Genomic DNA, 11,904 nt, shown 5'->3' with positions numbered 1-11,904 from the left:
CATGGCGGCGAAACAGTTTGTTGCCACGGACATTTCACACGCCTCACAGCATTTATACGCGCTGTGAGGCGTGTGGAGTCTGTGTGGGGGAGACGCGGATTGCCCTCAGGGCTATCGCCGTACCGGGGGCGAACACCCGTGATCGAGCGTCGGTACTAGTGCGGTGACGCGGGCATTGTCGCGGGCGTGGGTGGGGCCATAGGACAATTCGACGGTTCGCTCGAATGCGCCCGGCGTGTTGAACGCCGCCAAAGCGTGCATCATCGCGTTATCCCAGGTGGCTACCGGGTCGTCGCCGAGTCGGTCACCCTCCAGTGCGTTGCCGAGATCGCCGATGGATGCGCCGTCGGACACCAGGGGTGGCACCCACATCTGTTCGACGGCAAGGTGATTCACCAGATCGCGGACGGACCATTCGGAGCAGGGAGTGGGTGCGCCCCACTACTCGGGGGTAATGGCGTGCACCCGTTCCGCGAACAGGGTAAGCGCTTCCTGGTAACGGGTGAGCAGGTCGGCATCACTCATGGATCCCATCCTGCCACCGTCGGCGGTCCGAGATCGTCCCCGCCGAAGTATCAGCGGAAGCCGGCGATGTGGTCGCTCACCCACCCATGCGCCACAACGGAATCCTCCGCCACCAACTCGACATCCAGCCCGCCACAATGGGTTTCACACCGAGGCCCGCCTTTGGATCGCCACTGAACCCGCCGCCACCAGCACCGTCGGCGAATCCCTCGCCCAACACCCCGAAGTCTCCTTCGCAGCCCTCACCACCGGCCCACCAACTTGGTAGCCGCCATCAACTGCCGCGACCACCAAGATCTCGGCCGCTACCTCACCGGCCGCATCGGCGGACTCCTGGGGATCAGAACGATCGAGACCGCCCCGATCATCCGCACCGTCAAACGCGCTGGCGCCCTACTGCTTTAGCGGCCATGTAGTTGTGCACGGACGACACCGGTGCGATCAGCAGCGTGAGGCCGGTAATGGTTCGCCACCAGACGAAGGGATCGATAGCGAGGCGTTCGGCGGCGCCGGGACCGAGGTGTGAGCTGGTGAGGCTCGCGACCACGCCCACGATGCTTGCGACGAGGAGCGCGAGAGTTGTTGCGGCGTAACCGCGGTGCGACCAGTAGAGGCGAGAAACAATCGCCATGATCGCGATGCCGGATAGCAGTTCGAGGTAAGCGCCGGTCGGGTGTACAAGAGCGCGAATGTGGCTGCCGCCGGATACTTCGCCGGAGCTGCCGGGGAAGGCTCCGACCAGGACTATGCCGAGGCAGTTGCTCAGCGCCAGGTACGGAACCGCCTTTCCGAGTGGGGTTTTCGGCAGCAGCGGTGACAACAGGAGAGTGGCGGCCAGCACGAGGATGCCGAGTAGCACGAATTCGGCGGACATCAGCGCGTGCCACGGCGAGCAGATGTAGCGGCTGCTCAGTGTGCCGTATTGGCGCATGTCTCCGAGGCATTCGGGGACGCCGAGGTCGCTGATCATGTTCTGCTTCCAGCTGTAGACATGGGGCGTGGGCCAGCGGGAGGCAACGATCAGTTCGACGATGTAGTAGGAGATCGTCAGGATAAGCAGGGCCGCACCGGTTTTCAGCCGCTTGGTCGACAGGTTCGATGTCATCGGCGGCACGTGGTTGCCGTGGCGGGTGCGCCCGCGAACCGGTCGTTGATCCACGCCGTCCATTGCTCGACACCGGCGGCGAAGGCATCGTGTCCGCCCGACAGCAGAGTGTCCTGCACCGGGATTCCAATTCGGCACATATCGGTGACGGCCTGGTTGCCCCATACAGTATTGACGAGGGTGTCACTGTCGCCTCGCGAGATGTACGTGGGGATGTCGGTGGCGGTCTTCGGCAGGTTCCCGTTGGCTTCGTAGTCGGCGAACGCCCGCCGAGCGTCGGCGTCGACGAACTGGGCGTCTGGAGCGGTCGCAGACTGGGCTAGCGCGCCGTCCTCTGCGGTGAACTGGCCGGTGCAGGTGGATTCCAGGCGAGGCGCCGCCGCGAGGAGCCCGCCGTGCAGGACTTTATCGTAGGAGTAGCCGGAGTTGCGGTATCGAACGGCTTCAACCAGGTAGGGCAGGATCAGATACTGGGCGGCGCTCAGCGTCTTCGTCTCGACGCTCTGAGCCAGGTCGGTACGCAACGCGGGCGAGAGCAGTACATTGCCGAGAACTTTCAGTTCGGGGGCGTAGGTCTTCGCCGATTCGGCCGCCGATTCTGTGGCGCGCCCGCCCTGGGAGAGCCCGACGAGCACGATGTCCTTCGATAACGGCAGGCCGAGCGTCTGTGCTGCGCGGACCGAGTTGAGCACGTCGTACCCGGAGGACGGGGTATCCAGATACGGGGCCTTGCCGGGGCCGTCGAGGCCTTGGTAGTTCGTCATGACCACGGCTTTGCGGTCGTTGAGCAGGGCTGCGACAACGGTGTCGTTGCCGAACAGGATGGGTGAATTCGTCGGCGCGCAGTTATTGACGACCCCCGAAGTGCCGTGGGCGAAGGCCACCACCTGCCAGCCTCCATGAGGCGCCGCGCCCTTCGGCAAGAACACCGCACCCGACACCTCGATCGCGGATTTGTCCGGCGCCGTCGAGACATAGCGGAGGTACGTCGCCGCGGAAGCCGCCGCTGCGAGGGCCGGACCGCCATTCGTCAGCGGTCGCTGCGCTACCAATTTTCCCGGTTTGTCCGGCGGATTAGCGTTGGTGTCAGTCGAGCCGCAACCGGCAGTCAGGATGGTCGCCACCAGGGAAACCCAGATGAGTGCCATTTTCGGTCGCAAGATCACCCGCTCCTTCGCTGTGAACCCCCACCACCGCGGAACACCAACTGTCGAACCGGGGGCCGCTGAGGCGGTTAGCGCTTCAGGCCACGCTATCGTGCCCATGCGCCCGAGCAGGCCTCGGCGTGTCAGGTCTCACTATCGATGCTTCGACTACGTAATCGCATCTGCGTGTGCGCGAAATCCGATGAGCCAGCGCCGCCTGCGAGCCCGCCGGCTGACCGGAGTGAGCTTGACCGGAGCTGGGCCGAAATCCTCGAAACAGGCAATGCCCATCTGGCGACTTGCCAGCGGTAAAGCTGGACCGGTGCGCGCGCGAACCGACGCGACCTGGCATTATCCGACCATGGTCATTCCCAGCGTGCTGTCGGAACGCCCTACCACCGGAACACCGTTCCAGACGGGTTGGCCGGTGCGCCTCGCCGACACCGACGGCGATCAGCGCCTGCGCCTCGACGCCATCGCCCGCTACCTGCAAGACATCGGCTTCGAACATCTCGACGCCGTCGAAGACGGTGACACCCACCGCGGCTGGGTGGTCCGCCGCACCGTCATCGATGTCCTGAAGCCGATCGAACTCGGCGAACATGTCACCCTGCGCCGCTGGTGCTCCGGCTTGTCCAACCGCTGGTGCAACATGCGTGTCCAAATCTGCGGTAGCAACGACGGCCTCGTCGAAACCGAAGGATTCCTAATCCATTTCGGCACCGAATCCGGCGTCCCAGCCCGCATGAGCGACCGCTTCATGGCGCCCATGCTCGCCAGCACCACCGAACACCGCCTCCGTTGGAAAGCGGCACTTACCGACCCGATGCCAGCAAGCGACCAGCCCGGCGTACACGAGCTGCCCTTCCCGCTCCGCGTCGCCGACATCGACTGGCTCGACCACGTCAACAACGCCGTCTACCTGTGCGCACTCGAGGAAATCCTCGCCACCCACACCGACCTCATGTCCCGTCCGCACCGTGCGGTCATCGAGTACGCAAAACCCTTGAAGGCGGGGGAGCAGGTCCGCTTGATCGGCCGCCGCGACGGCTCTGCCCTCGACGTCTGGTTCGCCGTAGCCGACGACCCCCGAGCCGTCTCCCGAGTCACGCAGTTGTGACTCGCACCTCAACCTGCCACCCCGCCAGCCAGGCGATTCGGTGTCTCGCCCCTCCCTGAGGTAATCTTTTCCAGCGCCCGCACGCGGACGCAACCGGGATGTGGCGCAGCTTGGTAGCGCACCTGACTGGGGGTCAGGTGGTCGCAGGTTCAAATCCTGTCATCCCGACAGTAGAAACCCCTTCCGACCTCGATCGGAAGGGGTTTTCTTATGTCCGGTTCGGGTCGAGATTTGAGCCGAATCCCATCAAAATCTCAGATTTTCGAGCTCATCCGCCCCGCGCCCACCGCTCGAGCACGTCCCGATTATCGGGCACGGTCTCGGGGACATCGATGTAGTGGCCCTTCGCCACGGCGGTGGTGTTACCTAGTTGCCGGGCCGCCCGTTCCGGGTCCTCATACTCGCGATCGACCGCGGTAGCGGCACCCTTGCGGAACGTCCGCGGGGTGATCCATGCGAAGGTCTCACCTCGAGCGGCCCGCCATGTCCTGCCGAAGTTGTTCGGGTTGCGCACCGTGCCGACTCGTGACGGGAACAGCAATCTCATCGGGTTCGGCTGGCCCGAGGCCTTCAGGTGTTCGATGGCCTCGCGGATCGACTCGACCGTGTGCGGGGGTAGCAGGATCCGGCGCCATCCGCTGTCGGTCTTCGGGGCGGGTTTACGCACCCACCCGCCAGTGCCCTTCCCCTTCGCCTCGACCAACGTTCCGGTGATGTCCAGGTACGGGTCAGGGGCATCGAGATCGATGTCGTCGAGGAGCAGTGCGAACACCTCATGCGGGCGCATGCCGGTTCCGGTGATCACGTCGATCACCCACACCACTGTCCAGTCCCGTGCGGGTCCGGTCGTGTAGGCGGGGGTACCAGGTATTTCCTCACCGCGAGCCCATGCTCGAACCTGAGCGCGGAAGGCGGGCAGCGCGTGCTGGTCTTTGACCTTGCCGCGGGCTTGCTTCGTGCGACGCGTGATCGGTTCGACACCGTCCATCGGGTTGGTAGCGATCGCTCCGTGCCGGACGGCGATCGCCATCATCGCCCGCAGGATTATCTTGTGCTGCTTGGCTTTGCGGCGCAGCCCCTGGCTGACGAGATGCTTGAGGTGACGATCCAGTTCCCCGGCGGTGGCCTGCCAGATTTGGAGGTTGCCGACAGAGTTCTCGATCTTGATCGTTTTCGGGTTGGCGCGCTTGTCGGTCGAGACGTAGATCTCGCGGCGGTAGTCCTCGATGTTTCCTTCGGTGTTGGCGTCGTCGGCTTCGAGTTCGCAGAGCAACTCGGCGGCGAGAGCGATCAGCTTGGTGGTGCGGGTGATGCGCTGCGATCCGATTTGTTCACGGTGATCGCGCATGGCTTCGGCAAGTCGATTGCGTGCCTCGTCGGCGCTGGTACCCATGCGTTCCAGCTGCGTGCGTCCTGCTGCGCCGTAGTAGTAGACCGTCGTGCGCCAGCGTCCGTTCTTCTGCTTCTTCGGCTTCATCGGTGTGCCGAAGGTTCCGACGGGCTTGGGGAGTCTGCCGCCCAATTGTGCTTTCTCCCTTCAGTGCTCGGTGCGTGTGGGTTCCTGGGGGATGCTGCGTGATGTCGGGTCGCTGACTTGGTGGCGCCTGGCGGTACTTGGTGGACTGCGTGAGATGGCTTTGGCGACTGACTGTTCGGCCGTGGTGGGTAGCGATGTCCAGCGACGACGAGTCTCGAAGATCAGAAACTCGGTTTCAAGGTCAGAATGTTTGCTAACTAATAGCTGTGAGTCGAAATTGCTCTGCCGGGGTGCTCGGATTTTGTGACGACTCCATCAGCGACGACTTGTGCTGGTGCGCAGTAACACGGCAGCGGGTCACGTCTTGTCCAGTTGTTCTTGCTCCCAGGTGAGCAGATCGCTGAGTCGGTAGCGTCGGTACCGGCCCATTCGCGCAAACCGAGGGCCGCGTCCCGCAGATGCCCACGCCGCCAACGTCTTCTTCGGTATTTTCAGCCGTTCGGCAACATCGTCTGTGCTGAGCCAGGAGTCGTCACTATCCATTGCAGACTCCGTTGAAATGCCGCGGCATCTGGACGCTAGGACCCGGGTCCGATGACGGAAGTGTCGTACGCCAACGCGGGGCCTCCTGCTGAGCAGCCGTGATGAGAACGCGCACGTCGCGGTGGAGTCGACCAAGATCGTCCTCGACCGTTGGTAGTGAGCCGCCGGGGCAAATTCGACGCCTTGAGTGGCTAGATTTTGCAGCCACATTGACAGGAGATGAGGACATAAGGCATCTCTTTCGTGCCTGTCTACTGATTCTCCCGATGTCCATTTAATCCCACCAGCGGCCGGCCCGCCACTGTCGCCGAAGTTCAGTGGTCAGGTGTAATCCCCGACGCGCGTGGACCAGGGGCTCAATCGCGATCGCTGTGGCCACGCCAAAGTTGAGTTGCTCCAGAGGATTTCGATACTGACACGCACTACCTGGACATAGGATGGCCTCATCCGCGCACCAGCAAACCAGCCCAGTTCCTGTTCACCCGGCAAGGTCACCGCCTATCCCAATAGGCGCTCGGGGGAGTGGGAGTCCTGTGACTTCCGACGGTGAGCGAGCGGGCATGTGGTTGTGCTGAGCAGGTGCGGCGGCGTTGGGAGCAGGGTGTCCCGCCGAAGGTGATCGCGCGTGCTCTGGGCGTGCGGCCGTCGGTGGTGGCGCCGTTGGTGCGACGAATCGCTGCCGAGGCCGAGGTGTCCCGAGGGTTGGGGAGGGTGCTGGGTTGCTGGGTCAATTGCGGTTGGAGTGTCGGGTTGGGGCTCGAGGGTCATCCGGAGTGGGCGGAATTGGATGCTCCCGTCGGTGAGGCCGAAGGATTCGCGCAGGTGTTCGTGGCACGAGAGACACGGCGTGGCCGGGCCACGCTGCGAGGCTAACTGGCCGACGTGCACTGTCTGGGGGTGAAGACGCCACCGACCCCGAAACCATGTACGTGGGCAGGATCCCCAGCGCTATCCGCGTGTATTACGCCTCGTTCGACCGTCCGGCGCTGGAGATTCCGATCGAACTCGGCCGTGAACTGATTCTGGGGGTGGTGCTGTATGCGCGCGGGCTCGGTTTCGAGCCTGCGGAAGCCTTCGATGGTGATGCCGCTGCGTTCCTGGGTGAGTGGGACGGGCCGGGCCGGATCGAGTTCGGTAGAGACGGTCAGCCGTTCTACCTCAACGGGCCCTACGACAATCCGGCCGCTGTCATACGGACCCTCGAGCAGTCCGTGGGTGCGGGGAACTTCCACTTCTCGGTGGCTGCAGGACCGATGTGACTGCCACGAGCACAGTCGAGTAGAACGCCCGATCACATGGGCCGCAAACCAGGCAAGAGCAAACGCCGGCGGGCGAATGGGAAGCGCCGCCACCGGCCGGACACGTGGATGGACGGGCGGAGTTCGATTGGATCATGGTGGGCGAGCGGCGGATGTTCGTTGTCGGCTACACCGCGAACGGCGTTCGAGCACGAGCCGGACGACGATGTATTCGACGGTGTCACCGCGGATCCGTTCGGCTAGCCCCCGCGGGTGCGCCCCGGGTCGGGCGGCCCATCGTGTTCGGCCCGCCGTTCTGAACAAGCTCCGCGAACAAGAGATCCCCACGAGATGGGGCCGTCCGGATCCACGATCACGACGGTGCCGCCCGCGCCGCCGAATGTGCGCTGGGGGTGGTTCCACTACTTCCCGGTGTAGGGCAGAAGGGCCATTTCGCGGGCGGTCTTCACTGCGGTAGCCACCTGAAGTTGCTGTTGTGGGTAAGTCCGGTGACCCTGCGGCTGCGGATCTTGCCGCGGTCGGACACGAAGGTCCGCAGCAGCGGCACATTCTTGTAGTCGATCTCGTCGATACCGGCCACCATCAGCGGATTCTTGCGGACCTTGCGGGGTGCCTCGATTCGCTTGCGTGTGTTGCGGGCTCGCGACGCTGTCATGGAATCTCCTCCTACCAGCTGGATTTGCTCACGCCAGGCAGTTCGCCCCGATGTGCCATCTCGCGCAGGCGGACTCGGGACAGCCCGAACTTGCGCAGATGCCCGCGCGGACGGCCGTCCACCACATCGCGATTGCGCAGCCGGGTCGGGCTGGCGTCGCGCGGCAGCCGCTGCAGGGCGAGCTGCGCGGCGGCCTGGGCTTCGGGTGTCGCATGCGGATCCCGCACGGTCGCACGCAGTTCCGCGCGCCGTTCGGAGTAGCGGGCTACCACCACCTTGCGCTGCTCGTTCCTGACGATCTTGGACTTCTTCGCCACGGCTCAGCGGTCCTCTCGGAAGTCGACGTGCCGCCGCACGACCGGGTCGTACTTGCGCAGTACCAGCCGGTCCGGGTCGTTGCGTCGGTTCTTGCGGGTCACGTACGTGTAGCCGGTGCCCGCCGTCGAGCGCAGCTTGACGATGGGGCGGATATCGGTGCTCTTGGACGCCATCAGATCCGCTCCCCTCGGGCCCGCAGGCGGGCGATGACCGCGTCGATGCCGTCGCGGTCGATGACCTTGATGCCCTTCGCCGACACGGTCAGCGTGACCCGCCGCCCCAGGCTGGGCGCGAAATATGTCTTGCGCTGGATGTTCGGATCCCAGCGCCGGTTGGTACGCCGATGCGAATGCGACACCGACTTGCCGAATCCGGGCGCCCGCCCGGTCACCTGGCAGTGTGCGGACACGCCACCCTCCTCGCTATTGAAAATCATTTTCGACAACCGTCGGCTGACACTGTACCCTCGAACCGAGGTTAATGAAAATGGTTGTCGAAAGGAGCGGAGTGGACGCCAGGACGCCCGTCATCATGGTCGGGGCTACTCCGACGGGGTGCAACAGCTCGGCGCCGGACTGCTCACCCCCGGAACGGCGCTGGTCCGGCACGATCTCGCGCTGCTGCGCGAAGGTGTGGTGACCCGGACGGTCGCCATGCACGATCGCGAGCAGACCTCGGTGCTGGAACTGGCGCACGGCTGCGTGTCCTGCACGCTGCGCGCGTCGCTGCTGCCGTTGCTGCGTACTCTGTCCGAGCGCAGTTCGGTGACGCGCATCGTGCTGCTGCTGGATCCGGTGATGGAACCGATCGAGGTGTGCGAGGCGATCGAGACCGTCGTCGTCACCGGCATTCCCGGTCGGGTCGACGCTCCGGCCGGACACGATGTGCGGGTCGCGGCGATGCTGGCCGCTGTCGATGCCGCCGCCTGGCTGGCCGATGCGACCGGGGACGAGACCCTCGCCGAGCGCCTCGGCACCGGCGACGACGATCGCACGGTGGCCCAAGTCGCGCTCGCTCAAGTCGAATACGCCGACGCCATAACGCTTTTCGGGCAACTCGACCAGCTCGATGCGGCCATGTTGAACGCCGTCTTCGCCCGGTTGGCCCCGGGTGTGCCGCGGCGCTGGGTGAGCGGGAGTCCCGATGCCGCGGTCGTGCTCGCGAGCGCGGGTGAGCACTCCCGGACCCGGCGCGGCTTCGATCCGCACGCACCGCTGCTGGCCGGGGCGCCGCCGCTGGAGATGGACGCCGGGGTCTGCCTGATCGAGTTCACCGCCGACCGCCCGTTCCATCCCGAGCGGCTGCACGAGGCCATCGATGTGCTGCTCGACGGGGTGATCACCGCGCGTGGGCGGATCTGGCTGGCGACCCGCCCCCAGGATGTGCTGTGGCTCGAATCCGCCGGCGCGGGACTGCGTATCGGCCCGGCCGGGCCGTGGCTGGCGGCTCTGTCGCCCGCGGATCAGCAGGCCGAGAACCCCGAACGGCTGGCCCTGGCCGCCGCGGGCTGGCATCCCCGCTACGGCGACCGGCACTGCGCACTGATCGCCCTGGTGCACCACGCCGACCCCAGCGACATCGACCGCGCTCTGCAATGGGCCCTGGTCACCGACGACGAACTGCGCCACCCGGATTCGTGGCAGCACTGGCCGGACCCGTTCGGCGACTGGCACGAGGACCCGTGCGCCACCACCGAATCCACCTCCGTAACCCCCACTCGCGAAGGAGAACAGTTGTGAAAGCCGGCATCCATCCCGACTACCACCCGGTGGTCATCGAGGACTCCAGCACCGCAAAGCGTTTCCTCACCCGCTCCACCGCCACCAGCGACCGCACCGCGACCTGGACCGACGGGCAGACCTACCCGCTGCTCGTCCTGGACGTGACCTCGGACTCGCACCCGTTCTGGACCGGCGCCCACCGCGTCCTGGACACCGCGGGCCGGGTGGAGAAGTTCGAACAGCGCTACGGCCGCCGGGTGCGGCCCGGAAAGCAGGCCTGAGCATGGCCGTGCCCAAACGCCGCACCTCGCGCGCCAACACCCGCCACCGCCGGTCGCAGTGGAAAGCCACTGCACCCCAGCTGATTCCGATCACCGTCAACGGTGTGGTCCGGTACATCCCGCCCCGGCTCGCGGCCGCGGTGCGCCGGGGCCTGATCGACCTAGACCGCCGGTGAGCGAGCGCAGCGAGCCAACCGGTGATACAGCCCGCGGCGGGCACGCCGGAGGCGAGGGTCAGCCAGGCGCAGGCGTGAGTGGCACCCGGCTGCCGGTCACGGTGTTGTCCGGCTTCCTCGGCGCCGGCAAGACCACGCTGTTGAATCACATTCTGGCCAACCGCGAGGGCCGCCGGGTCGCCGTGATCGTCAACGACATGAGCGAGATCAATATCGACGCGGCGCTGGTCGCTGGGCAGGGTCACCTGGATCGCACCCAGGAAAAGCTGGTCGAGCTGACCAACGGCTGCATCTGCTGCACGCTGCGCGAGGATCTCATCGAGGCGGTCGACACGCTCGCCACCGCAGGGCGTTTCGATCAGCTGGTTATCGAGTCCACCGGGATCTCCGAGCCGATGCCGGTCGCGGCGACCTTCGACTGGGAGTTCGAAGACGGCTTCACCCTGAACCGCTCGGCCCGGCTGGACACCATGGTGACCCTGGTCGACGCCTCGACCTTCCTCGGCGAGATCGGCCGCGGCCAGACCCTGGCCGAACGGGACCTGGCCGCGGGCGACGGTGACGAACGCGGCATCGCCGATCTACTCGTCGACCAGGTGGAGTTCGCCGACATGATCCTGGTCACGAAGGCCGATCTGGTGAGCCCGCAGCTCGCGGGCGCGGTCGAGGCGACGCTGCGCCGGCTCAACCCGGCCGCCGAGATCCGCCGCGTCGACCACGGCCGTATCGACCTGGCCGCGGTCCTGGACACCGGCCGCTACAACCCGGTCCTCGCGGCCGAGACTCCCGGCTGGGCCGAGGAATTGGCGGGCGGGCATACGCCCGAGACCGAGGAGTACGGCATCCGCAGCTGCACCTATCGCGCCGACCGTCCGTTCCACCCGGCCCGGCTCGAGCAGGTACTCAACGGCCTGCGAGGTGTATTGCGCAGCAAGGGTTTCTGCTGGATCGCGACTCGTCCCGAGATCGCGGCGATCTGGTCCCAGGCCGGGCCGAACCTCACCTTCGAACCGGCCGAATACTGGTCCACCGCGTCCGAGGAGCCCGGTCAGGAACTGGTATTCATCGGTGTCCGCCTGGACACCGACCGCCTGCGCCGCGATCTGGACGCCGCCCTGCTGACCGACGCGGAATTCGCTGCCGGGCAGCAGGGGTGGCGCAGCTACCCCGACCCGTTCCCGGCGTGGGACGCGGTGCACGAGCACGCCTGAAGGGGCGGAGTCCCGGCGCGGTGCGTCGCCACCGTCACCACCGCGGGGCTCGCACCCAGCAGTGGTGCGGACGAGTCGGCGACACGATACGCCGCAAGGGCGAAGAACGATCCCCGACGATCCGCAGCGCCGCCCGCTCCCGCTGTCACGGGTCCGGTCCGGTGAACTGAGCGCCGGCCGGGGCGACGTTCCAGGATTGGCAGACCGGTCAGTTGCAGTCGCTGGAAGACGCCTTGCACACCGCGACCGGCAAGTAGCCATGACCAGGTTGGAGGCGAGGGCCGTGCCGGACGACATCGCGACCTTGCCCCCTGTCTCCGTGGTCCTTATGAGGGGGGCCGCGGCGGTAGTGGGCGGCAAGCAGATCT

14 protein-coding genes, 1 tRNA gene and 2 pseudogenes are annotated in these 11,904 nt (G+C 65.9%); 8 read left to right on the top strand and 9 right to left on the bottom strand.

Annotated features, from left to right (window positions below):
* Positions 1 to 111: 111 nt before the first annotated feature.
* The 3 genes and pseudogenes from ACV7NQ_RS01460 to ACV7NQ_RS01450 all read right to left on the bottom strand — a co-directional run.
* Positions 112 to 429, bottom strand: a pseudogene (locus tag ACV7NQ_RS01460) (maleylpyruvate isomerase N-terminal domain-containing protein); the annotation flags it as partial.
* Between the two features lie 472 nt (positions 430 to 901).
* Positions 902 to 1,630, bottom strand: a complete 729-nt coding sequence (locus ACV7NQ_RS01455; RefSeq protein ID WP_463357925.1) for a DUF998 domain-containing protein — start codon at positions 1,628 to 1,630, stop codon at positions 902 to 904.
* On the bottom strand, positions 1,627 to 2,796 hold the full coding sequence (locus ACV7NQ_RS01450; protein WP_463357924.1) for a lipase family protein: 1,170 nt from the start codon (positions 2,794 to 2,796) through the stop codon (positions 1,627 to 1,629). The genes ACV7NQ_RS01455 and ACV7NQ_RS01450 overlap by 4 nt, the downstream gene beginning before the upstream one ends.
* A gap of 340 nt (positions 2,797 to 3,136) precedes the next feature.
* On the opposite strand from ACV7NQ_RS01450, the gene ACV7NQ_RS01445 reads away from it, so the two are divergent.
* Together ACV7NQ_RS01445 and ACV7NQ_RS01440 are read left to right on the top strand one after the other, a co-directional pair.
* A complete protein-coding gene (locus ACV7NQ_RS01445; protein ID WP_463365487.1) occupies positions 3,137 to 3,895 on the top strand; it encodes an acyl-[acyl-carrier-protein] thioesterase in 759 nt (252 codons plus the stop codon).
* Positions 3,896 to 3,989: 94 nt separating this feature from the next.
* Positions 3,990 to 4,063, top strand: a tRNA-Pro gene (locus ACV7NQ_RS01440).
* A gap of 100 nt (positions 4,064 to 4,163) precedes the next feature.
* Here the strand turns inward: ACV7NQ_RS01440 and ACV7NQ_RS01435 are convergent.
* Together ACV7NQ_RS01435 and ACV7NQ_RS01430 are read right to left on the bottom strand one after the other, a co-directional pair.
* Positions 4,164 to 5,417 carry a hypothetical protein gene (locus ACV7NQ_RS01435; protein WP_463357923.1) on the bottom strand — a complete coding sequence of 418 codons (1,254 nt, stop codon included), beginning with the start codon at positions 5,415 to 5,417 and terminating at the stop codon, positions 4,164 to 4,166.
* Positions 5,418 to 5,729: 312 nt separating this feature from the next.
* Positions 5,730 to 5,915 carry a helix-turn-helix domain-containing protein gene (locus ACV7NQ_RS01430; RefSeq protein ID WP_463357922.1) on the bottom strand — a complete coding sequence of 62 codons (186 nt, stop codon included), beginning with the start codon at positions 5,913 to 5,915 and terminating at the stop codon, positions 5,730 to 5,732.
* A 579-nt stretch (positions 5,916 to 6,494) separates the two neighbouring features.
* Between ACV7NQ_RS01430 and ACV7NQ_RS01425 the strand changes: the two genes are divergently transcribed.
* Complete coding sequence (locus ACV7NQ_RS01425; protein ID WP_463357921.1) at positions 6,495 to 6,788, top strand: hypothetical protein; 294 nt, start codon at positions 6,495 to 6,497, stop codon at positions 6,786 to 6,788.
* Between the two features lie 50 nt (positions 6,789 to 6,838).
* Positions 6,839 to 7,174: a hypothetical protein gene (locus ACV7NQ_RS01420; RefSeq protein ID WP_463357920.1), complete on the top strand. Its 336-nt coding sequence runs from the start codon at positions 6,839 to 6,841 to the stop codon at positions 7,172 to 7,174.
* A gap of 401 nt (positions 7,175 to 7,575) precedes the next feature.
* On the opposite strand, the pseudogene rpsR reads toward ACV7NQ_RS01420, so the two are convergent.
* The 4 genes and pseudogenes from rpsR to rpmB form a co-directional block, all read right to left on the bottom strand.
* Positions 7,576 to 7,829 (bottom strand): annotated as a pseudogene (rpsR, locus tag ACV7NQ_RS01415) (30S ribosomal protein S18).
* An 11-nt stretch (positions 7,830 to 7,840) separates the two neighbouring features.
* Entirely contained in the window at positions 7,841 to 8,146 is a 306-nt protein-coding gene (gene rpsN / locus ACV7NQ_RS01410; RefSeq protein WP_463357919.1) for a 30S ribosomal protein S14, read from the bottom strand.
* A 3-nt stretch (positions 8,147 to 8,149) separates the two neighbouring features.
* Positions 8,150 to 8,320, bottom strand: a complete 171-nt coding sequence (gene rpmG / locus ACV7NQ_RS01405) for a 50S ribosomal protein L33 (RefSeq protein WP_463357918.1) — start codon at positions 8,318 to 8,320, stop codon at positions 8,150 to 8,152.
* On the bottom strand, positions 8,320 to 8,556 hold the full coding sequence (gene rpmB, locus ACV7NQ_RS01400; RefSeq protein WP_463365486.1) for a 50S ribosomal protein L28: 237 nt from the start codon (positions 8,554 to 8,556) through the stop codon (positions 8,320 to 8,322). Before rpmB ends, rpmG begins: the two co-directional genes overlap by 1 nt.
* Before the next feature lie 145 nt (positions 8,557 to 8,701).
* Between rpmB and mrf the strand changes: the two genes are divergently transcribed.
* The 4 genes from mrf (at position 8,702) to ACV7NQ_RS01380 (ending at position 11,536) form a co-directional block, all read left to right on the top strand.
* Positions 8,702 to 9,886, top strand: a complete 1,185-nt coding sequence (gene mrf, locus ACV7NQ_RS01395) for a ribosome hibernation factor-recruiting GTPase MRF (protein ID WP_463357917.1) — start codon at positions 8,702 to 8,704, stop codon at positions 9,884 to 9,886.
* Positions 9,883 to 10,149 (top strand): type B 50S ribosomal protein L31, encoded by a 267-nt coding sequence (locus ACV7NQ_RS01390; protein ID WP_463357916.1) that lies wholly within the window; start codon positions 9,883 to 9,885, stop codon positions 10,147 to 10,149. Before mrf ends, ACV7NQ_RS01390 begins: the two co-directional genes overlap by 4 nt.
* 2 nt (positions 10,150 to 10,151) lie before the next feature.
* Positions 10,152 to 10,325, top strand: coding sequence for a 50S ribosomal protein L32 (gene rpmF / locus ACV7NQ_RS01385; RefSeq protein ID WP_463357915.1), 174 nt, complete (start codon positions 10,152 to 10,154; stop codon positions 10,323 to 10,325).
* Positions 10,326 to 10,399: 74 nt separating this feature from the next.
* A complete protein-coding gene (locus ACV7NQ_RS01380) occupies positions 10,400 to 11,536 on the top strand; it encodes a GTP-binding protein (RefSeq protein WP_463357914.1) in 1,137 nt (378 codons plus the stop codon).
* The last annotated feature ends 368 nt before the right edge of the window (positions 11,537 to 11,904 follow it).

Source organism: Nocardia sp. Tas62D01 (assembly GCF_055232035.1).
Note: the sequence above shows the minus strand (reverse complement) of the source record. Positions and strands in the feature narration are given on the sequence as shown.